The organism is Paenibacillus residui (assembly GCF_042677205.1).
Lineage (GTDB): Bacteria > Bacillota > Bacilli > Paenibacillales > NBRC-103111 > Paenibacillus_L > Paenibacillus_L residui.
Genome location: NZ_JBHTIU010000109.1, coordinates 24,077 through 43,705, shown reverse-complemented (window position 1 = coordinate 43,705; position 19,629 = coordinate 24,077). Strand labels below are relative to the sequence as shown.

The following is a 19,629-nucleotide window of genomic DNA, read 5'->3' as shown; positions in this document are numbered from 1 at the left end:
CATTACCATACGTAGCAGAGAACTTCTCCGCCTGCGTTGGCCTGACGTGCTTCCTTATCCGTCATCACACCGCGAGACGTGGAAATGATCGCCAAACCCAGACCGCCCAATACTTTAGGAATCTCTTGGCTTTTGGAATATACGCGCAATCCCGGCTTGCTGATTCTTTTCAGCCCGGTAATAACGCGCTCGTTGTTCGGACCATATTTCAGAAACAGGCGGATAATTCCTTGCTTGCTATCCTGAACGTATTCCGCGTCGCGGATGAAACCTTCTCTTTTCAGGATTTCAGCAATTTCCTTCTTGATCTTGGAAGCGGGAATTTCCACAGTTTCATGACGAACTGTATTAGCGTTGCGAATGCGAGTAAGCATATCTGCAATCGGATCAGACATTACCATATTGCGAACCTCCTTCCCGAACTAGGGTGATTACCAGCTTGCTTTTCTGACGCCAGGAATCTGGCCTTTGTATGCTAATTCACGGAAACATATTCTGCAGATTTTGAATTTGCGCAGAACGGAATGCGGACGACCACAACGCTCGCAACGGGTATATGCACGAACCTGAAATTTCGGTTTACGGCGTTGCTTTACGATCATCGAGGTTTTTGCCACTTACTTTCCACCTCCAATAGTTGGAATTATTTGGCGAAAGGCATACCCAATTGAGCAAGCAATTCGCGGGATTCTTCATCCGTTTTGGCGGTTGTTACGATAACTACGTCCATACCGCGAACTTTGTCTACTTTGTCATAATCGATTTCCGGGAAAATGAGCTGTTCCTTCAAACCAAGCGTATAGTTGCCGCGGCCGTCGAATGCCTTGTTCGACACCCCGCGGAAGTCACGTACGCGTGGAAGAGCTACGTTAAACAGCTTATCCAGGAAATGGTACATGCGTTCACCGCGCAGGGTTACTTTAACTCCGATCGGCATTCCTTCACGCAATTTAAAACCTGCAATAGATTTCTTTGCTCTTGTAATAACAGGCTTCTGACCGGCGATCAGCTGAAGATCCTCAACTGCGCTGTCCAGAACCTTGGAGTTAGCCACAGCGTCGCCCACGCCCATATTGATGACAATCTTCTCTATTTTAGGAACCTGCATGACGGTCGTGTAATTAAACTTCTGCATCAATGCAGGGGTAACATCATTCAGATAACGATCCTTTAATCTAGCTGCCATGCTGACATGTACCTCCTTTCCGCACTAAACTTAATCAATAACTTCTCCGGATTTTTTCGCGATCCGGACTTTTTTGCCATTGTCGAGCGTTTTGTATCCGATACGGGTCGGTTGTCCGCTCTTCGGATCCAGCAGCATCACGTTGGAAACATGAATCGGAGCTTCCTGTTCGATGATTCCGCCTTGCGGATTTTGCTGGGATGGTTTGGAATGCTTCTTGACCATGTTCACGCCTTCCACCAACACGCGGTTCTGACGCGGATAAGCTGCGATGACACGGCCCTTCTTGCCTTTATCTTTACCGGTAATAACAAATACCGTATCGTCTTTTTTGACGTGCAATTTGTTATTATGGGATTCAAGCTGTTTAGCTTTCGGCATTTTCAAGTACACCTCCTAAGTAACGGATGGTTCTAACTGCGTTACGCCAGCGGCCCAATTAAATAACTTCAGGCGCCAACGAAATAATCTTCATGAAGTCTTTATCACGAAGCTCCCGGGCAACCGGCCCGAAAATACGGGTTCCGCGAGGGCTTTTGTCTTCTTTGACGATAACAGCTGCGTTCTCATCGAAAGTGATGTAAGAACCATCTTTCCGGCGAGCACCACGCTTAGAACGAACGATAACCGCCTTAACTACATCACCCTTTTTGACAACGCCGCCTGGTGTTGCTTCTTTGACGGAGCAGACGATCAAATCACCAATATTGGCAAACTTGCGTCCTGTTCCACCAAGTACGCGAATACACATCAATTGCTTCGCACCAGAGTTGTCGGCTACGCTTAAACGGCTTTGTTGTTGAATCATTCCAGCGACCTCCTTTCAACCTATTTCCGAAAAAATCTATATAGCAACGGCTTAAATGACTACAGCTTCCTCTACGATTTCAACCAGTCTCCAGCGCTTGTCTTTGGACAGCGGACGGGTTTCCATAATTTTAACCACATCGCCGATCTTGGCTTGGTTGTTCTCGTCATGCGCCTTGAATTTCTTCGTATATTTAATACGCTTGTGGTAGAGGGAGTGCTTCTTGTAAGTTTCTACAGCTACAACGATGGTTTTATCCATTTTGTCGCTGACAACTTTACCGATTTGAACTTTGCGTTCGTTACGTTCACTCATGAAGGATCCTCCTTTCTTCTCTCTGGTTCAGCTTAGCTGATGCCGAGTTCTCTTTCACGCAAAATGGTCTTGGCACGTGCAATTTCTTTGCGCACTTTACGGATTTGAGACGGGTTATCCAGTTGGCCGGTAGCCAGTTGAAAACGGAGGTTGAACAGTTCTTCCTTGAAACCGGAAATTTTGCGCTCGATCTCTTCAGTGGTTAAGTTGCGAAATTCACTAGCCTTCATTTGCTTCACCACCCAATTCATCACGTTTCACAAACTTTGTTTTGATCGGCAGTTTGTGAGCAGCCAGGCGCATCGCTTCGCGAGCCACCTCTTCGCTTACTCCGGCCAATTCAAACAAAATTTTACCGGGTTTAACAACTGCAACCCATTTCTCTACGCTTCCTTTACCGCTACCCATCCGCACCTCAAGAGGCTTCTGGGTGATCGGCTTGGAAGGGAAAATTTTAATCCATACTTTACCGCCACGCTTAATGTAACGGGTCATGGCAATACGGGCAGCCTCAATCTGACGGTTGGTAACCCAGGACGGCTCCATAGCCTGCAGGCCATATTCGCCGAAAGTGACTTCCGTCCCGCCCTTGGCTCTGCCTTTCATCTTACCGCGATGTTCCTTGCGGTGTTTAACACGTTTAGGCATTAACATGATTAGTTTCCTCCTTCCTGTTCAGCCTTCTTCTTAGCTGGCGGAAGAACCTCTCCACGATAGATCCATACCTTCACACCGATCCGTCCGTAAGTGGTATGAGCTTCAGCAGTTCCGTAGTCGATGTCCGCACGCAGAGTGTGCAGAGGCACGGTACCTTCGCTGTAGCCTTCCGTACGAGCGATTTCCGCCCCGCCCAAACGTCCGCTGACAGACGTCTTGATTCCTTTAGCGCCTGCTCTTATCGATCTTTGAATAGCCTGCTTCATAGCCCGGCGGAAAGATACGCGACGCTCGAGTTGCTGTGCAATGCTTTCTGCAACCAATGTTGCATCCAGCTCAGGATTTTTAATTTCTGTAATATTGATGTGGACCTTCTTGTTAGACAATTTGGCAATGTAGGCGCGGATATTCTCTACCTCGGAACCGCCTTTACCAATAACCATTCCTGGTTTAGCCGTATGGATGGTTACGTTCACCCGATTAGCAGCACGTTCGATATCAATACGGGAAACAGAAGCATCCTTCAGCTTACCTTTAAGATATTCGCGGATTTTGACATCCTCCAGGAGCAGATCGCCATAGTCTTTATCTGCGTACCATTTGGATTCCCAATCACGAATGATGCCTATTCTCAATCCGACCGGACTTACTTTTTGACCCACATGTATCCCTCCTTATTTTTCAGATACCACTAACGTAATGTGGCTTGTGCGTTTATTGATACGGCTAGCACGTCCCATAGCACGCGGCCGAAAACGTTTCATGATCGGACCCTGATTTACATAAGCTTGAGCGATATACAGCTTCTCCGGATCCAGGGAATGATTATGCTCAGCATTCGCAATCGCTGCGTTCAAAATTTTCTCCACGACCGGAGAAGCGGCTTTAGGCGTATGACGCAAAATAGCGATAGCTTCTCCCACGTTCTTGCCGCGGATCAGATCGATAACCAATTGAACTTTACGAGGAGCAATGCGAATATATCTTGCACTTGCAGTTGCTTGCATGAGTCTACCTCCTCTCAAACATATCGCTTACTGATTCCGGCTATTAGCGTCTGCCGGTTTTTTTGTCGTCGTCCGTATGCCCTTTGTATGTCCGGGTTGGAGCAAATTCACCGAGCTTATGCCCAACCATGTCTTCCGTTACATACACAGGCACATGCTTTCTGCCATCGTATACGGCAAAAGTATGTCCGACAAATTGAGGGAAAATGGTGGAGCGGCGAGACCAGGTCTTGATCACTACTTTTTTGCTTGTGCTGTCGGCTTCCTCAACCTTCTTAAGCAAATAGCTGTCCACAAACGGTCCTTTTTTCAAACTGCGACCCATAGCTGTTCCTCCCTTCATCCAACCTTACGGATCTGAATATTATTTCGTACGTCCACGTACAATGTACTTACTAGAAGCTTTACCTTTTTTACGGGTTTTGTAACCAAGCGTAGGTTTACCCCATGGAGACATCGGAGATTTGCGTCCGATTGGAGCACGACCTTCACCACCACCGTGAGGGTGATCGTTCGGGTTCATAACTACCCCGCGGACTACCGGGCGTTTGCCCAACCAACGGGAGCGGCCGGCTTTACCGATTTTGAGCAGCTCATGGTCCTCGTTGCCGACAGAACCGATCGTTGCGCGGCAAACCTTGAGAATGCGGCGTACTTCTCCAGAAGATAAACGAACAGTTACGTACTTATCTTCTTTACCAAGAAGCTGAGCCTCTGTTCCAGCAGCACGAACGAGCTGTCCGCCTTTGCCGGGCTTCAATTCGATATTGTGGATAAGCGTACCTACCGGAATATTTTCCAGTGGAAGGCTGTTTCCGACCTTGATATCCGCAGCTGCTCCGGACTCGATTACATCGTTCACCTTCAAACCTTGTGGGGCAAGAATGTAACGCTTCTCTCCGTCTGCATAGTGGATCAAGGCAATATTAGCTGTCCGGTTCGGATCGTACTCGATCGTAGCAACGCGTCCAGGTATTCCATCTTTGTTCCGTCTGAAATCGATAATCCGGTACTTACGCTTATGTCCGCCGCCATGGTGACGAACCGTAATTTTACCTTGGTTGTTCCGTCCTGCCGTCTTGCTCAGCGGAGCCAGCAAAGACTTCTCAGGCGTGCTTGTCGTAATCTCTTCGAAGGTAGATACGTTCATACCGCGTCTTCCCGGAGATGTCGGTTTGTATTTTTTAAATGACATTCGGATTCCCTCCTATCTTCACAAAATGGCCTTAGACCGTTTCAAAGAACTCAAGTTCTTTGCTGTCCGGGCTTAAGGTAACAAAAGCTTTCTTCCAATCCGGTCTGTATCCGGAGAAACGGCCATAGCGCTTCGGCTTGCCGGGCATTCTTAAAGTGTTGACTTTAAGGACTTTCACTTTGAAAATTTCTTCAATCGCCTGCCGAATTTGCGTTTTGTTGGCCTTAATATCCACTTCAAACACGTATTTCTTCTCGGCCATCATATCTGCAGAACGTTCCGTAATTAACGGACGCTTGATAATGTCACGAGGATTTTTCATTACGCAAGAACCTCCTCTACTTTCTCAACCGCTTCCTTCGTAATGATGAGTTTGTCGTGAACCAATACGTCCAATACGTTGATTCCTTCAGCAGTTACAAATTTAACTCCCGGGAGATTACGAGCGGACAATGCCACATTTTCATCGAAGCTCGGAGCGACGATCAGTGCCTTGCGATCGGCCTTCAAATTTTTCAGAATAGCTGCGAATTCCTTCGTTTTAGGCTGATTCATTTGAAGTTGATCCAACACAATAATCTCGTTCTCGATCACTTTAGAAGAAAGAGCTGATTTGATTGCTAAACGGCGAACCTTCTTAGGCAATTTGTATCCATAGCTGCGTGGAGTCGGGCCGAATACAACACCTCCGCCTTTCCACTGCGGCGCACGGATGCTGCCTTGACGAGCGCGACCAGTTCCTTTTTGTTTCCAAGGCTTGCGTCCTCCGCCTCTTACTTCGGAGCGACCTTTAACCTTGTGCGTTCCCTGACGCTGGGAAGCCTGCTGCATAACAACAGCTTCATGAAGCACGTGTTGATTCGGTTCAACTCCGAATACGGCATCGGACAGTTCAACTTCACCAACCTGAGCTCCGCTAACGTTGTATAATGCTACTTTTGGCATGATGAATCCTCCTTTCTCGCAAAATTACTTCTTAACCGAAGATTTGATGCTGACGAAGCTATTTTTAGGTCCTGGAATAGATCCTTTAACCAGAATTACATTGCGCTCCGCATCCACTTTAACGACTTGCAGATTTTGCAGCGTAACGGTTTCCTGACCCATATGTCCCGGTAATTTCTTGCCTTTGGGAACACGGTTGGCTTGAATCGATCCCATCGAACCCGGTCCGCGATGATAACGGGAACCGTGAGACATAGGCCCTCTGTGCTGTCCATGTCTTTTGATAGATCCGGCAAATCCCTTACCTTTCGAAGTGCCAGTTACGTCTACGAATTCGCCTTCGCTGAACAGATCTACTTTAATTTCTTGTCCTACCTCATAATCTGCCAACTGAACTCCGCGAAATTCTTTAATGTAGCGCTTAGGTGCTGTGTTCGCTTTTTTGGCATGGCCTGACTCAGGCTTGTTGGCGCGAACTTCCTTCTTATCTTCAAAACCGATCTGAATCGCCTCATAACCGTCGTTCTCCACGTCTTTCTTCTGCAGAACAACACAAGGGCCGGCTTGAATTACCGTTACGGGCAGAACTACACCTTCCGGTGTAAATACTTGAGTCATCCCCAGTTTTCTACCTAAGATACCTTTAGTCATGTTGACACCTCTTTTCCTTTACAATCCTTCTGAAATGAAATATTCGTTACTCGTTGCTTCGATCTTCTATTCTACAGCTTGATTTCGATGTCCACACCGGACGGCAAGTCCAAACGCATGAGCGCATCGACCGTTTGCGGCGTCGGGTTGACAATGTCAATCAAACGTTTATGCGTACGCATTTCGAATTGCTCTCTGGAATCCTTGTACTTGTGAACCGCACGCAGAATCGTGATGATTTGCTTCTCGGTAGGAAGCGGAATCGGTCCGGATACACCTGCTCCCGAACGTTTTGCCGTTTCTACGATTTTCTCGGCGGATTGATCAAGAATTCTGTGATCGTATGCTTTCAAGCGAATACGAATCTTTTGCTTTGCCATAGTAGTCCCTCCTTCTTTCGCCCAAATTATAATCGGACATACTCCGTGAAAATCTCCTGAACACCGTCCATGGCAAAGGGGCCGGGTGTGTCAGCAACCTCTCACATCATCGCAACGTCACAGACCAACGTTCACTATTATATTAAAAACCCAGCAAGAAATCAAGAAAATTTCAAAAAAACTTACTCAAACGCTATTCTTTTATAGAAACAACCAAAGCATTAAGGGCTATAGGCCTTATGCAGCCTCTACGTCGGCTTGAATTCTTCCTCTTCTTAAATCGCAAAGAGAACCTTCACCTATTAAGATGAAGGTTCTCATAATTGCATTATTACTTCACGATTGTAGCAACCGCACCGGCACCTACTGTACGTCCGCCTTCGCGAATAGCGAATTTGGTTCCTTGCTCGATAGCGATCGGAGCAATCAGTTCAACGGTAACGGTGATGTTGTCCCCAGGCATAACCATCTCGGTTCCTTCCGGAAGAGTGATGATTCCTGTTACGTCCGTTGTACGGAAGTAGAACTGAGGACGATATCCGGTGAAGAAAGGCTTATGACGTCCGCCCTCTTCTTTAGTCAGTACGTAGATTTGAGCGGTGAAGCTGGTGTGCGGATTAACGGAACCAGGCTTAGCCAAAACTTGGCCGCGCTCGATTTCTTTACGATCCACACCGCGGAGAAGAGCACCGATGTTGTCCCCGGCTTGAGCGGAGTCAAGCAGCTTACGGAACATTTCTACTCCGGTTACAACGGATTTCTTAGTTTCTTCTACAAGACCAACGATTTCGATCTCGTCGCCCACTTTAACTGTTCCACGCTCTACACGGCCAGTAGCAACCGTACCGCGTCCGGTGATGGAGAATACGTCCTCGACAGGCATCAAGAAAGGCTTGTCAGTGTCGCGCTCAGGAGTCGGAATGTAGGTGTCGATTTGCTCGAACAGCTCGACGATTTTCTGAGCCCATTCTCCGTCCGGATTTTGCAGAGCTTCACGTGCGGAACCACGGATAACCGGAGTGTCATCTCCAGGGAATTCATATTCGCTCAGCAGATCGCGAACTTCCATTTCAACCAGTTCGAGAAGCTCTTCGTCTTCTACCATGTCGCATTTGTTCAGGAAGACTACAATATAAGGTACGCCAACCTGACGGGAGAGCAGGATGTGCTCACGAGTTTGCGGCATAGGACCATCAGCAGCGGATACAACCAGGATAGCTCCGTCCATTTGGGCAGCGCCGGTGATCATGTTTTTAACATAGTCGGCGTGTCCAGGGCAGTCAACGTGAGCATAGTGACGGTTAGCGGACTCATACTCAACGTGGGAAGTAGAGATCGTAATACCGCGCTCGCGCTCTTCAGGAGCTTTGTCGATTTGATCGTAGGAGAATGCTTCTCCGCCGCCGTATTTCCTTGTCAATACAGTTGTGATGGCAGCTGTCAAAGTTGTTTTACCATGGTCAACGTGACCGATAGTTCCGATATTAACGTGCGGTTTTGTACGTTCGAATTTTGCTTTTGCCATGTTTAATAAGCCTCCTTAAAATTAAATATATTAGGCGCCTTTGTTCTTAGCGATGATTTCATCGGCGATAGATTTAGGCACTTCTTCATAATGGGAAATTTCCATAGAGTAAACCCCGCGACCTTGGGTACGGGAGCGGAGAGTCGTGGAGTATCCGAACATTTCGGCCAAAGGTACTTTGGCGCGAATGACTTGGGCTCCTGCGCGTGCATCCATTCCTTCAATGCGTCCGCGGCGGGAGTTCAAATCTCCCATAACGTCTCCCATATACTCTTCCGGTACAGTGACTTCCACTTTCATGATAGGCTCAAGGATGGCAGGATTACACTTATCCTTGGCTGCCTTGAGCGCCATAGATCCGGCAATTTTGAACGCCATCTCACTAGAGTCAACATCATGGTAGGAACCATCAAACAGTGTTGCTTTGATGTCAACCAGCGGATATCCGGCCAAAACCCCGTTCTTCATAGCTTCTTCGATTCCTGCCTGAACAGGAACGACGTACTCCTTCGGAACGGCTCCACCGACAATCTTGTTCTCGAATTGGAAACCAGTTCCCGGCTCAAGAGGCTCGAACTCAACCCATACGTGTCCGTATTGACCGCGTCCACCGGACTGACGTACGAATTTACCTTCGACTTTAGCCGCACTGCGGAAGGTTTCTCTGTAGGCTACCTGAGGCTTACCTACGTTCGCTTCCACCTTGAACTCGCGAAGCATACGATCAACGATAACTTCCAGGTGAAGCTCACCCATACCGGAAATGATCGTCTGCCCTGTTTCTTCATCGGTGTGCGTTCTGAAAGTCGGGTCTTCTTCAGCCAGCTTGGACAAAGCAATACCCATCTTGTCCTGGTCGGCTTTCGTCTTCGGTTCGATAGCTACGTCAATAACAGGCTCTGGGAAGGTCATTGACTCCAGAATAACAGGATTTTTCTCATCACACAAGGTGTCCCCTGTAGTTGTATCCTTCAAACCTACGGCAGCCGCGATATCACCGGCATGAACCTCGGTAATTTCCTGACGGCTGTTAGCGTGCATTTGCAGGATACGTCCCACTCTTTCGCGCTTTCCTTTGGTTGTGTTCAACACATAGGAACCGGAATTCAGAATACCGGAGTAAACACGGAAGAAGGTCAGTTTACCTACATACGGGTCAGTCATAATTTTGAACGCAAGCGCTGCGAAAGGCTCATCATCGGAGGACTTTCTGGTAGCTTCGGTTCCGTCTTCCAAATGCCCCGTAATATCCGGAACATCGGTAGGAGCCGGCAGATAAGCTACGACAGCGTCAAGCATCAACTGAACACCTTTGTTACGGTAAGAGGATCCGCACAGAACCGGAGTGATCTTAACATCGATTACTCCCTTGCGAAGAGCAGCCTTCAGCTCATCTACGCTGATTTCTTCCCCTTCCAGGTATTTCATCGTCAGTTCTTCATCCAGCTCGGCGATTTTCTCTATCAATTCTCCACGAAGCGTTTCAACTTTATCTTGATACTCTGCAGGAACTTCAACCTTCTCAATTTCCTGCCCTTTGTCATCTTTATAGATGTAGGCGCAGTTTTCGATCAGGTCGATAATACCAACAAATTCGCTCTCCGCACCAATAGGGTATTGGATTGCAACAGCGTTGGCCTGCAGTCTTTCACGCATCTGTTCGATAACACCATCGAAGTTTGCACCGATAATGTCCATCTTGTTAACATATGCGATCCGCGGAACGCCATAACGGTCTGCCTGACGCCATACGGTTTCAGATTGGGGCTCTACGCCGCCCTTGGCGCAAAACACACCAACTGCTCCATCCAGTACACGAAGCGAACGTTCAACTTCAACGGTGAAGTCTACGTGACCAGGCGTGTCGATAATATTGATGCGGTGACCTTTCCACTGGGCTGTCGTCGCCGCCGAAGTGATCGTGATTCCACGTTCTTGCTCCTGCTCCATCCAGTCCATAGTAGCGGAACCCTCGTGGGTCTCCCCAATCTTGTGGGTACGACCCGTGTAGAACAGGATCCGCTCCGTCGTGGTAGTCTTACCGGCGTCAATGTGCGCCATGATCCCGATGTTTCGTGTATCTTGTAAGGAGAACTCTCTTGCCATAGTCATTCGTCTCCTTTCTAATATGCTGCCATTTTTGGAATTCTACCAGCGGTAATGAGCAAAAGCTTTGTTAGCCTCAGCCATTTTATGAGTATCTTCGCGCTTCTTAACCGAAGCACCGGAGTTATTGCTGGCATCGATGATTTCCGCAGCCAGTCTTTCCTGCATTGTCTTCTCGCCGCGAAGACGAGAGTAATGCACCAACCAGCGCAAACCAAGCGAAGTGCGGCGCTCAGGCTTTACTTCGATAGGTACTTGGTAGTTGGCCCCCCCGACACGACGGGCTTTTACTTCCAATACAGGCATGATGTTCTTCAGCGCTTGTTCAAAAACTTCCATTGGCTCTTTGCCGGTACGTTCTTTAACCGCGTTGAAAGCATCATATAGAATTCTTTGTGCCGTACCTCTCTTACCGTCGATCATGATACGGTTGATCAGACGGGTTACCAGCTTGCTGTTGTAAATCGGATCCGGCAATACGTCTCTGCGTGGAACTGGTCCTTTACGTGGCATAGTTATCCCCCTTTCGTTACATTCTTCATCCATTTATCGGATCGAGTCCGGTTTATTTCTTCTCCTTAGGACGCTTCGCTCCGTATTTGGAACGAGCCTGCATCCGGTTGGCTACACCTGCGGTATCCAATGCTCCGCGAACGATGTGGTAACGTACCCCCGGAAGGTCTTTAACCCTACCTCCACGCACCAGAACAACGCTGTGCTCTTGAAGGTTGTGCCCGATTCCCGGAATATAGGCGGTTACCTCTACACGGTTACTCAAGCGTACACGGGCATATTTCCTGAGGGCGGAGTTCGGTTTCTTCGGTGTCATCGTGCCCACACGAGTACAAACTCCGCGCTTTTGAGGGGCGTTCAAATCTGTTTCCTCTCTCTTCAGCGCGTTAAACCCTTTTTGCAGGGCCGGAGATTTCGAAGTGTAAACCTTCGCCTTGCGGCCTTTGCGAACTAGTTGGTTAATTGTTGGCATTCATCGCACCTCCTTCCTTTATACTTTCTATTTCCTTGCAGCAAGCCCACAGATCCAGGTGAATCATAAAAAAGCAAAGGAAAGTTTTTGCCCGCAGAAGTACACCATGAAACACTCCGTTTCCGGTGTGCTTCATATAAGGCCTTCCGTTAACAAAAACATATCTATCCTTCATTCACCACTGCAGCCATGGCAGCACCCACTTCGATCCCGCATGCTTTTCCAAGCATTTTCATAGAATCGACATAGGTTACTTTAACCCCCATTTTTTTGCAGAGGTTTACCATTTTCGTTGTTATGCGCGGATCGGCGTCCTTGGCAATAATGACCTCTTCGGCTTTACCAAGCTCCACCATCCTTGTCGCTTGCTTGGTGCCAACGATTAAATGATTTGCCTGCTTAACTTTATCATAAGACATGATTAACTCGTATCCTCCAAAGTACAGGTGAGATCAAATAGGCACACTCCGATATAATATCACTTCAAAAAAACTGTGTCAAGAAAGTTCATGCATGTAATTTCATGAACTTTCTTGACTATCTGGAAGTATTAATTCTGGCTCAATGCAACCTCGCTGCCCGCTTCGGGATCCAAGCCGTTCTCTACAGCCTCATCGCCTTCGGGCTCCGTTACCGGCGCATTCGGATCCATGATGCGTACATTCCGGTACCGCGCCATTCCTGTTCCGGCAGGAATCAGCTTACCGATAATGACGTTCTCCTTAAGACCGAGCAATTGGTCCACCTTGCCCTTGATGGCGGCATCCGTAAGGACACGGGTCGTCTCCTGGAAGGATGCGGCCGACAAGAAGGAGTCGGTCTCCAGCGAAGCCTTGGTGATTCCAAGCAGTACAGGTCTGGCCACTGCAGGCTCAAGCCCGTTAAGCAGCGCTTCACGGTTGGCCGCTTCGTATTCATGGATATCCACATACGAACCCGGCAAGAGCGGTGTATCTCCGGAATCGACGATACGGATCTTACGCAGCATCTGGCGGATCATAACCTCGATATGCTTGTCGTTGATTTCAACGCCTTGGTTCCGGTATACGCGGTGAACTTCTTGCAGAATATAATTCTGAACGCCGCGTATTCCTTTAATCCGCAGCATATCCTTCGGATCGATCGAGCCATCCGTCAGCTCGTCTCCGGCTTCCACCGTCTGTCCCTTCGTTACCCGGATTCGGGAACCGAAGGTTACGGAGTACACCTTGGTCTCCGCCTCGCCCTGGACTTCAATCTCCCGGCGATCTTTGGCTTCGCGGATATCCTTGATCACGCCGTCGACTTCGGTGATGATCGCCTGACCTTTCGGATTCCGGGCCTCGAACAGCTCCTGAATCCGCGGCAAACCTTGAGTAATATCGTCTCCGGCTACTCCCCCGGTGTGGAACGTACGCATCGTCAGCTGCGTTCCAGGCTCCCCGATCGATTGTGCGGCGATAATTCCGACTGCTTCACCTATTTCAACGAACTGACCTGTTGCCAGGTTGCGTCCGTAGCATTTCTTACATACTCCGTGCTTGGCACGGCAGCTCAGCACCGAACGGATTTGCACCTTCTCCACCCCGGCACGTACGATCTGATCGGCAATGGACGCCGTGATCATCTCGTTCCGTCCGACAATGATCTCACCGGTTTCCGGATGTCTTACCGTCTCGAAGGAATACCTTCCCTCAATCCGGTCGTACAGATCCTCGATGACCTCTTTACCGTCCTGAATTTTGGTGACGACAAGACCTTTGTCCGTGCCGCAATCCTCTTCACGGACGATAACATCCTGAGCCACGTCAACCAGACGGCGTGTCAGATAACCCGAGTCTGCGGTACGAAGCGCCGTATCCGACAATCCTTTCCGGGCACCGTGCGTGGAGATAAAGTACTCCAGAACGGTAAGTCCTTCCCGGAAGTTGGACTTGATCGGCAACTCGATGATCCGTCCGGACGGGTTAGCCATCAAGCCGCGCATTCCGCCGAGCTGGGTAATCTGGGATTTGTTACCCCGTGCTTTGGATTCAACCATCATGTTGATGGAGTTGAATTTATCCAGCGATTTCATGAGGATGTCCGTAATGTCATCCTTGGCTTTACTCCAGATGCCGATGACGCGGTCGTACCGTTCTTCATCGGTGATCAGACCTCTGCGGTATTGGTTCGTGACGGTCAGTACCTTCTCTTCCGATGCCTTGATGATCTGGTCTTTCTCTTGAGGCACGGTTACGTCCGCCACGGCAATGGTAATACCGGCGCGAGTCGAGTAAGTAAAGCCCAGGCTCTTGATTTTATCAAGGATTACGGAAGTCTCCGTCGTATGGTAGCGGCGGAAGCATTCCGCAATGATGGCTCCGAGGTATTCCTTGCCTATAGCCGGCTTCTCCTCGGCCTGCATGATGCGCTCGCGGATGTCCACGCCTTTGTCGAACACGAAGTGCTCGTCGGATATTCCATTCAGCAAGTTAGCCTTGGAGGCTTCGTTGATATATGGGAAATCACTCGGGAAGATTTCATTGAATATAATTTTCCCGATGGTAGTAATCAGCATAGCATTTTGCTGCTTTTCCGTGAATGATGTCTTATTAAGGGCCTTGGCCGGAATCCCGACAACCGCATGCAGAGACGCAATTCCGCGCTGATACAGCGAGACGGCCTCATGAACGGATGCCAGTATCATACCCGCCCCGTTGGCTTCCTTGTTAGACATCGTCAAGTAGAAGCTTCCCAATACCATATCCTGAGACGGAGTAACGACAGGCTTTCCGTCTTTCGGGTTAAGAATATTGCCGGATGCCAGCATCAGAAGGCGGGCTTCCGCTTGAGCTTCTGCAGACAACGGAACGTGAACCGCCATCTGGTCACCGTCAAAGTCAGCGTTGTAAGCCGTACATACGAGCGGGTGAAGCTTAATGGCACGTCCTTCTACGAGAATAGGCTCGAACGCCTGAATTCCAAGTCTGTGCAGCGTAGGCGCACGGTTCAGAAGAACTGGGTGTTCTTTGATTACTTCCTCCAGAACGTCCCACACTTCCGCGCTGCTTCGCTCTACCTTCCGCTTGGCACTTTTAATGTTATGGGCCAGCCCTTTGTTCACCAATTCCTTCATGACGAACGGCTTGAACAGCTCCAACGCCATTTCTTTAGGTAATCCGCATTGATACATTTTCAGGCTCGGGCCTACAACGATAACCGAACGGCCCGAATAGTCTACCCGTTTACCAAGCAGGTTCTGACGGAAACGGCCTTGCTTTCCTTTAAGCATATGGCTTAAGGATTTCAGAGGACGGTTTCCGGGCCCGGTTACGGGACGCCCGCGGCGGCCGTTATCGATCAGGGCATCGACCGCTTCCTGCAGCATCCGCTTCTCGTTCTGAACAATGATATCTGGTGCACCCAGATCCAACAGGCGCTTAAGCCGGTTGTTCCGGTTAATAACACGCCGATACAGATCGTTCAGGTCGGAAGTCGCAAAGCGGCCACCATCGAGCTGAACCATCGGACGAAGCTCCGGCGGTATAACCGGGAGCACGTCGAGGACCATCCACTCAGGCAGGTTCTTGGAGTTGCGGAACGCCTCAATGACTTCAAGACGTTTAATCGCACGATTCCTGCGCTGACCCTGAGCGGTCTTGAGTTCTTCTTTAAGAGAATCTAATTCCTTCTCTATATCGATGTCCTGAAGCAGCTTCTTGATCGCTTCAGCACCCATTCCCGCCTGGAAAGCATATCCGTATTTCTCGCGGTAGCTGCGGTATTCCTTCTCCGATAGCAGCTGCTTCTTCTCCAGCGGCGTATCTCCCGGATCGGTCACGACATAGGAGGCGAAATAAATCACTTCCTCCAAGGAACGCGGCGACATGTCCAAAGCCAGGCCCATCCGGCTCGGAATGCCCTTGAAATACCAGATGTGGGAGACAGGAGCAGCCAGCTCAATATGGCCCATCCGCTCACGGCGAACCTTCTGACGGGTGACCTCTACACCGCATCGGTCACAGACGACTCCTTTATAGCGGACCCGCTTGTATTTACCGCAATGACACTCCCAATCCTTGGTCGGTCCGAAGATCTTTTCGCAGAACAACCCTTCTTTCTCGGGCTTTAACGTTCTGTAGTTGATCGTCTCCGGCTTTTTGACTTCCCCTCGCGACCAGGAACGAATCTTCTCAGGCGATGCCAATCCGATCTTCATATACTCAAAGTTGTTAACGTCGATCAAGGAGCAACCCTCCTTAGAAATGTGCATTACTCTTCAAACTAGCGACCGTGTGTCGTCCAAAGCTGAAACCGGGCTATTCTACGCCCAGTTCAGCTCCTTCCAGATTGAGGTTGAGCTTGTCACTGCCCGTGTCATCCTCATCATCTATTTCCTTCATTTCGATTTCTTCTTCGTTCTCAGTCAGGATCTTGACGTCCATACCCAAGCTTTGCAGCTCTTTGATCAATACTTTAAACGATTCAGGAACACCTGGCTCCGGCACATTCTCGCCTTTGACAATGGATTCGTAGGTTTTCACCCGGCCGACCACGTCATCGGACTTGACCGTAAGGATTTCCTGAAGGGTATAGGCCGCGCCATAAGCCTCCAGCGCCCATACCTCCATCTCACCGAACCGCTGTCCGCCAAACTGCGCCTTACCACCCAGCGGCTGCTGGGTAACGAGGGAGTATGGCCCTGTGGAACGGGCATGGATCTTATCATCGACCATGTGCGCCAGCTTGATCATGTACATGACGCCAACGGTGACCTCGCGTTCGAACGGCTCTCCTGTCCGTCCGTCGTAGAGAATGGTCTTACCGTTCCGCTGCATTCCGGCTTCTTCCATCGTATCGAATACGTCATACTCGGTGGCTCCATCAAAAACAGGGCTCGCGGTATGAATGCCGAGCAGCTTGGCTGCCATCCCGAGGTGAACCTCCAGAACCTGACCGATATTCATCCGGGAAGGAACCCCAAGAGGGTTCAGAACAACTTCTACAGGCGTTCCGTCCGGCAGGAAAGGCATATCCTCCTCAGGCAGAATCCGGGCCACAACCCCTTTGTTCCCGTGACGTCCGGCCATCTTGTCGCCCTCGGAAATCTTCCGTTTCTGAGCGATATATACCCGTACAAGCTGGTTGACTCCAGGAGGCAGCTCATCGCCATTCTCCCGGGTAAACACTTTAACGTCAACGACGATTCCGTCTGTTCCGTGCGGCACTCTTAAGGAGGTGTCTCTGACTTCACGTGCCTTCTCACCGAAGATCGCGTGCAGCAGGCGCTCCTCTGCAGTCAGTTCCGTTACCCCTTTAGGAGTGACTTTCCCGACCAGAATGTCCCCGGCGCCAATTTCCGCACCGACCCGAATAATTCCCCGTTCATCCAGATTCTTCAACGCCTCTTCCCCGACGTTAGGAATATCCCGGGTGATTTCTTCCGGTCCGAGCTTGGTATCCCGCGCCTCGGACTCGTATTCCTCAATATGAATAGACGTATACACGTCTTCCTTAACCAGTTTCTCGCTCAGCAGAATGGCATCCTCGTAGTTATAGCCTTCCCATGTCATGAACGCTACGACAACGTTACGGCCGAGAGCCAATTCGCCCTGCTCGGTGGAAGGACCGTCCGCCAGAATATCTCCGACTTTGACGATATCCCCGCGCTTGACGAGCGGCCGCTGGTTGATGCAAGTCCCTTGGTTAGAGCGGAAAAATTTGTGCAGCTTATACTTGATAAGATCTCCGCTTACCTTCTTGCCATCTATGGTCTCCTGGCGGCGAAGCCAGATTTCATTCGCGGAAGCTTTCTCGATTACACCATCGTGCTTGGCAACGACACAGACTCCCGAATCTTTAGCCGCTTTATGCTCCATACCGGTTCCGACTAACGGAGCTTGCGGAACGAGCAAAGGCACCGCTTGCCGCTGCATGTTCGAACCCATCAGCGCACGGTTCGAGTCGTCGTTCTCCAGGAACGGAATCAACGCCGTCGCTACAGATACAACCTGCTTAGGCGAAACGTCCATATAGTCAACCCGATCGCGCGGAAGAGTCAGAATATCATCCTTATAGCGGATAATTACGTTCTCGTTCACGAACGTACCTTCCGGAGACAGCTCCGCATTCGCCTGGGCAATAACGTAATTATCTTCCTCATCGGCGGTCAGATAGGCAATCTTGTCCGTGACGACTCCCGTTTGCGGATCCACCCAACGATACGGAGCCTCAATAAAGCCGTATTCGTTGATTCTCGCAAAGGTTGACAAAGAGTTGATCAGACCGATGTTCGGTCCTTCCGGCGTCTCAATCGGACACATCCGTCCATAGTGAGAGTGGTGAACGTCCCGAACCTCCAGCCCGGCGCGTTCTCTTGTCAATCCGCCAGGTCCCAAAGCAGAGAGACGGCGCTTGTGCGTCAGCTCAGCCAGCGGGTTCGTCTGGTCCATAAACTGGGACAGCTGAGAGCTGCCGAAGAACTCCTTGATCGAAGCGATCACCGGACGAATGTTAATCAGCGCTTGCGGCGTAATGACATTGGCATCCTGAATGGACATCCGCTCCCGCACAACACGTTCCATCCGGGACAGACCGATCCGGAACTGGTTCTGCAGCAATTCTCCGACAGACCGGAGACGGCGGTTGCCCAGATGGTCAATATCATCCGTACTGCCGATACCATGAAGCAAATTAATAAAGTAGTTAATGGAGGAAATAATATCGGCAGGCGTAATATGCTTTACTGATTTATCAATATTCCCGTTGGAGATGACCTTGATGACCTTGCCATCTTCATAAGGGGAGAATACGTCAATGCATTGCAGCGGAATATCATCCGACTCGGTTACCCCGCCATTTACCGGAAACTCCTTCAAATTGACGCCTTCTTCCAAATAAGGAAGAATTTTGTCCAGGAGTCTGCGGTCAAGCATTTGGCCCGTCTCTGCAATAATCTCACCCGTTTCGGGGTCGAACAGCGTTTCAGCAAGGCGCTGGTTGAACAGACGGTTCTTGATATGAAGCTTCTTATTGATCTTGTAACGTCCGACATTAGCCAAATCGTATCTTTTCGGATCAAAGAATCTGGCTACGAGCAAGCTCTTGGCGTTATCCAACGTCGGCGGCTCGCCGGGACGCAATCTCTCATAGATTTCGATCAAAGCTTTTTCCGTGGAATCCGTATTATCCTTGTCCAGCGTATTACGGATGTACTCATCTTCGCCGAGGAGGTCGAGTATTTCGGCATCCGTGCCGAAACCAAGAGCTCTCAGCAGAACGGTTACCGGAATTTTCCGAGTCCGGTCAATCCGCACATAGATGATATCCTTGGCGTCTGTTTCCAGCTCCAACCAGGCCCCCCGGTTGGGAATAACCGTAGCCGTATAGGTGGTTTTGCCGTTTTTATCAACTTTCGTACTAAAATAGACACTAGGGGAGCGTACTAGCTGACTGACGATTACCCGTTCCGCCCCGTTAATAATAAAAGTGCCTGTTTCCGTCATCAGAGGGAAATCCCCCATGAACACTTCCTGTTCCTTAACCTCACCCGTCTCTTTGTTAATAAGACGGACCTTCACCCGGAGAGGAGCTGCATAAGTGACATCCCGCTCTTTGGCGTCGTCGACCGTATATTTGGGCTCGCCCAAACTATAGTCGATAAACTCCAAAACCAAGTTTCCCGTGAAATCTTGAATTGGCGATATGTCTTGAAACATCTCCCGAAGGCCTTCCTCCAGAAACCAATCGTATGATTTCTGTTGAATTTCGATCAGGTTAGGAATCTCCAGCACTTCATTAATACGTGCATACGACCTGCGTGTGCGTCGACCATATTGAACAAGATGACCCGCCAACATTCTTCACCCCTCGTGACTACTCAAATTATGTTGCTAAAACTTCCGGAGC

At 49.6% G+C, this 19,629-nt stretch carries 23 protein-coding genes; all 23 read right to left on the bottom strand.

Annotated elements, in window-relative coordinates:
* Positions 1-2: 2 nt before the first annotated feature.
* The 23 genes from rpsH to rpoB all read right to left on the bottom strand — a co-directional run bounded on the left by rpsH (position 3) and on the right by rpoB (position 19,577).
* Entirely contained in the window at positions 3-401 is a 399-nt protein-coding gene (gene rpsH, locus ACFQ03_RS25540) for a 30S ribosomal protein S8 (RefSeq protein WP_144936552.1), read from the bottom strand.
* Between the two features lie 30 nt (positions 402-431).
* A complete protein-coding gene (locus ACFQ03_RS25535; RefSeq protein ID WP_144936548.1) occupies positions 432-617 on the bottom strand; it encodes a type Z 30S ribosomal protein S14 in 186 nt (61 codons plus the stop codon).
* Between the two features lie 26 nt (positions 618-643).
* Positions 644-1,186: a 50S ribosomal protein L5 gene (gene rplE, locus ACFQ03_RS25530; protein WP_144936545.1), complete on the bottom strand. Its 543-nt coding sequence runs from the start codon at positions 1,184-1,186 to the stop codon at positions 644-646.
* A gap of 30 nt (positions 1,187-1,216) precedes the next feature.
* Positions 1,217-1,567 (bottom strand): 50S ribosomal protein L24, encoded by a 351-nt coding sequence (rplX, locus tag ACFQ03_RS25525; RefSeq protein ID WP_222126656.1) that lies wholly within the window; start codon positions 1,565-1,567, stop codon positions 1,217-1,219.
* 58 nt (positions 1,568-1,625) lie between these two features.
* On the bottom strand, positions 1,626-1,994 hold the full coding sequence (gene rplN, locus ACFQ03_RS25520; protein WP_144936542.1) for a 50S ribosomal protein L14: 369 nt from the start codon (positions 1,992-1,994) through the stop codon (positions 1,626-1,628).
* A 51-nt stretch (positions 1,995-2,045) separates the two neighbouring features.
* A complete protein-coding gene (gene rpsQ / locus ACFQ03_RS25515; protein ID WP_144936539.1) occupies positions 2,046-2,309 on the bottom strand; it encodes a 30S ribosomal protein S17 in 264 nt (87 codons plus the stop codon).
* A gap of 32 nt (positions 2,310-2,341) precedes the next feature.
* Entirely contained in the window at positions 2,342-2,539 is a 198-nt protein-coding gene (rpmC, locus tag ACFQ03_RS25510) for a 50S ribosomal protein L29 (protein WP_144936536.1), read from the bottom strand.
* Positions 2,529-2,963, bottom strand: a complete 435-nt coding sequence (gene rplP, locus ACFQ03_RS25505; RefSeq protein ID WP_144936533.1) for a 50S ribosomal protein L16 — start codon at positions 2,961-2,963, stop codon at positions 2,529-2,531. Before rplP ends, rpmC begins: the two co-directional genes overlap by 11 nt.
* Positions 2,964-2,965: 2 nt before the next feature.
* Positions 2,966-3,628, bottom strand: coding sequence for a 30S ribosomal protein S3 (gene rpsC, locus ACFQ03_RS25500; protein ID WP_144936530.1), 663 nt, complete (start codon positions 3,626-3,628; stop codon positions 2,966-2,968).
* A gap of 12 nt (positions 3,629-3,640) precedes the next feature.
* Positions 3,641-3,973, bottom strand: coding sequence for a 50S ribosomal protein L22 (rplV, locus tag ACFQ03_RS25495; protein WP_144936528.1), 333 nt, complete (start codon positions 3,971-3,973; stop codon positions 3,641-3,643).
* A 43-nt stretch (positions 3,974-4,016) separates the two neighbouring features.
* Complete coding sequence (gene rpsS, locus ACFQ03_RS25490; protein WP_144936525.1) at positions 4,017-4,298, bottom strand: 30S ribosomal protein S19; 282 nt, start codon at positions 4,296-4,298, stop codon at positions 4,017-4,019.
* A gap of 39 nt (positions 4,299-4,337) precedes the next feature.
* Entirely contained in the window at positions 4,338-5,168 is an 831-nt protein-coding gene (gene rplB / locus ACFQ03_RS25485; protein WP_144936522.1) for a 50S ribosomal protein L2, read from the bottom strand.
* Positions 5,169-5,199: 31 nt separating this feature from the next.
* Positions 5,200-5,490 carry a 50S ribosomal protein L23 gene (rplW, locus tag ACFQ03_RS25480; RefSeq protein ID WP_144936519.1) on the bottom strand — a complete coding sequence of 97 codons (291 nt, stop codon included), beginning with the start codon at positions 5,488-5,490 and terminating at the stop codon, positions 5,200-5,202.
* Entirely contained in the window at positions 5,490-6,113 is a 624-nt protein-coding gene (rplD, locus tag ACFQ03_RS25475; RefSeq protein ID WP_144936516.1) for a 50S ribosomal protein L4, read from the bottom strand. Before rplD ends, rplW begins: the two co-directional genes overlap by 1 nt.
* Before the next feature lie 24 nt (positions 6,114-6,137).
* The gene (rplC, locus tag ACFQ03_RS25470) at positions 6,138-6,764 is read right to left on the bottom strand and encodes a 50S ribosomal protein L3 (RefSeq protein ID WP_144936513.1); all 627 of its coding nucleotides are present in this window, start codon (positions 6,762-6,764) and stop codon (positions 6,138-6,140) included.
* 71 nt (positions 6,765-6,835) lie between these two features.
* Positions 6,836-7,144, bottom strand: a complete 309-nt coding sequence (rpsJ, locus tag ACFQ03_RS25465) for a 30S ribosomal protein S10 (protein ID WP_005544556.1) — start codon at positions 7,142-7,144, stop codon at positions 6,836-6,838.
* A 331-nt stretch (positions 7,145-7,475) separates the two neighbouring features.
* Positions 7,476-8,669, bottom strand: coding sequence for an elongation factor Tu (tuf, locus tag ACFQ03_RS25460; protein ID WP_144936510.1), 1,194 nt, complete (start codon positions 8,667-8,669; stop codon positions 7,476-7,478).
* A gap of 30 nt (positions 8,670-8,699) precedes the next feature.
* Positions 8,700-10,775, bottom strand: coding sequence for an elongation factor G (fusA, locus tag ACFQ03_RS25455; RefSeq protein ID WP_144936507.1), 2,076 nt, complete (start codon positions 10,773-10,775; stop codon positions 8,700-8,702).
* Positions 10,776-10,817: 42 nt separating this feature from the next.
* Entirely contained in the window at positions 10,818-11,288 is a 471-nt protein-coding gene (gene rpsG, locus ACFQ03_RS25450; protein ID WP_144936504.1) for a 30S ribosomal protein S7, read from the bottom strand.
* A 52-nt stretch (positions 11,289-11,340) separates the two neighbouring features.
* Complete coding sequence (rpsL, locus tag ACFQ03_RS25445) at positions 11,341-11,760, bottom strand: 30S ribosomal protein S12 (RefSeq protein WP_144936501.1); 420 nt, start codon at positions 11,758-11,760, stop codon at positions 11,341-11,343.
* Between the two features lie 164 nt (positions 11,761-11,924).
* Positions 11,925-12,179 (bottom strand): 50S ribosomal protein L7ae-like protein, encoded by a 255-nt coding sequence (locus ACFQ03_RS25440; protein WP_144936498.1) that lies wholly within the window; start codon positions 12,177-12,179, stop codon positions 11,925-11,927.
* A gap of 131 nt (positions 12,180-12,310) precedes the next feature.
* A complete protein-coding gene (gene rpoC / locus ACFQ03_RS25435) occupies positions 12,311-15,967 on the bottom strand; it encodes a DNA-directed RNA polymerase subunit beta' (RefSeq protein ID WP_150960543.1) in 3,657 nt (1,218 codons plus the stop codon).
* A gap of 73 nt (positions 15,968-16,040) precedes the next feature.
* Positions 16,041-19,577 (bottom strand): DNA-directed RNA polymerase subunit beta, encoded by a 3,537-nt coding sequence (gene rpoB, locus ACFQ03_RS25430; RefSeq protein ID WP_379291863.1) that lies wholly within the window; start codon positions 19,575-19,577, stop codon positions 16,041-16,043.
* Positions 19,578-19,629: the final 52 nt, after the last annotated feature.

What these genes read in the sequence shown, in the direction of transcription:
- rplN (WP_144936542.1), bottom strand. Translation starts at nt 1,994, where the DNA reads ATGATTCAACAACAAAGCCGTTTAAGCGTAGCCGACAACTCTGGTGCG.
- rplB (WP_144936522.1), bottom strand. Translation starts at nt 5,168, where the DNA reads ATGTCATTTAAAAAATACAAACCGACATCTCCGGGAAGACGCGGTATG.
- rpsS (WP_144936525.1), bottom strand. Translation starts at nt 4,298, where the DNA reads ATGGGTCGCAGTTTGAAAAAAGGACCGTTTGTGGACAGCTATTTGCTT.
- rpsQ (WP_144936539.1), bottom strand. Translation starts at nt 2,309, where the DNA reads ATGAGTGAACGTAACGAACGCAAAGTTCAAATCGGTAAAGTTGTCAGC.
- rplW (WP_144936519.1), bottom strand. Translation starts at nt 5,490, where the DNA reads ATGAAAAATCCTCGTGACATTATCAAGCGTCCGTTAATTACGGAACGT.
- rpsH (WP_144936552.1), bottom strand. Translation starts at nt 401, where the DNA reads ATGGTAATGTCTGATCCGATTGCAGATATGCTTACTCGCATTCGCAAC.
- rpmC (WP_144936536.1), bottom strand. Translation starts at nt 2,539, where the DNA reads ATGAAGGCTAGTGAATTTCGCAACTTAACCACTGAAGAGATCGAGCGC.
- rpsL (WP_144936501.1), bottom strand. Translation starts at nt 11,760, where the DNA reads ATGCCAACAATTAACCAACTAGTTCGCAAAGGCCGCAAGGCGAAGGTT.
- rplE (WP_144936545.1), bottom strand. Translation starts at nt 1,186, where the DNA reads ATGGCAGCTAGATTAAAGGATCGTTATCTGAATGATGTTACCCCTGCA.
- tuf (WP_144936510.1), bottom strand. Translation starts at nt 8,669, where the DNA reads ATGGCAAAAGCAAAATTCGAACGTACAAAACCGCACGTTAATATCGGA.
- ACFQ03_RS25440 (WP_144936498.1), bottom strand. Translation starts at nt 12,179, where the DNA reads ATGTCTTATGATAAAGTTAAGCAGGCAAATCATTTAATCGTTGGCACC.
- rplV (WP_144936528.1), bottom strand. Translation starts at nt 3,973, where the DNA reads ATGCAAGCAACTGCAAGTGCAAGATATATTCGCATTGCTCCTCGTAAA.
- fusA (WP_144936507.1), bottom strand. Translation starts at nt 10,775, where the DNA reads ATGGCAAGAGAGTTCTCCTTACAAGATACACGAAACATCGGGATCATG.
- rpsJ (WP_005544556.1), bottom strand. Translation starts at nt 7,144, where the DNA reads ATGGCAAAGCAAAAGATTCGTATTCGCTTGAAAGCATACGATCACAGA.
- rplC (WP_144936513.1), bottom strand. Translation starts at nt 6,764, where the DNA reads ATGACTAAAGGTATCTTAGGTAGAAAACTGGGGATGACTCAAGTATTT.
- rplD (WP_144936516.1), bottom strand. Translation starts at nt 6,113, where the DNA reads ATGCCAAAAGTAGCATTATACAACGTTAGCGGAGCTCAGGTTGGTGAA.
- rplX (WP_222126656.1), bottom strand. Translation starts at nt 1,567, where the DNA reads ATGCCGAAAGCTAAACAGCTTGAATCCCATAATAACAAATTGCACGTC.
- rpsG (WP_144936504.1), bottom strand. Translation starts at nt 11,288, where the DNA reads ATGCCACGTAAAGGACCAGTTCCACGCAGAGACGTATTGCCGGATCCG.
- rplP (WP_144936533.1), bottom strand. Translation starts at nt 2,963, where the DNA reads ATGTTAATGCCTAAACGTGTTAAACACCGCAAGGAACATCGCGGTAAG.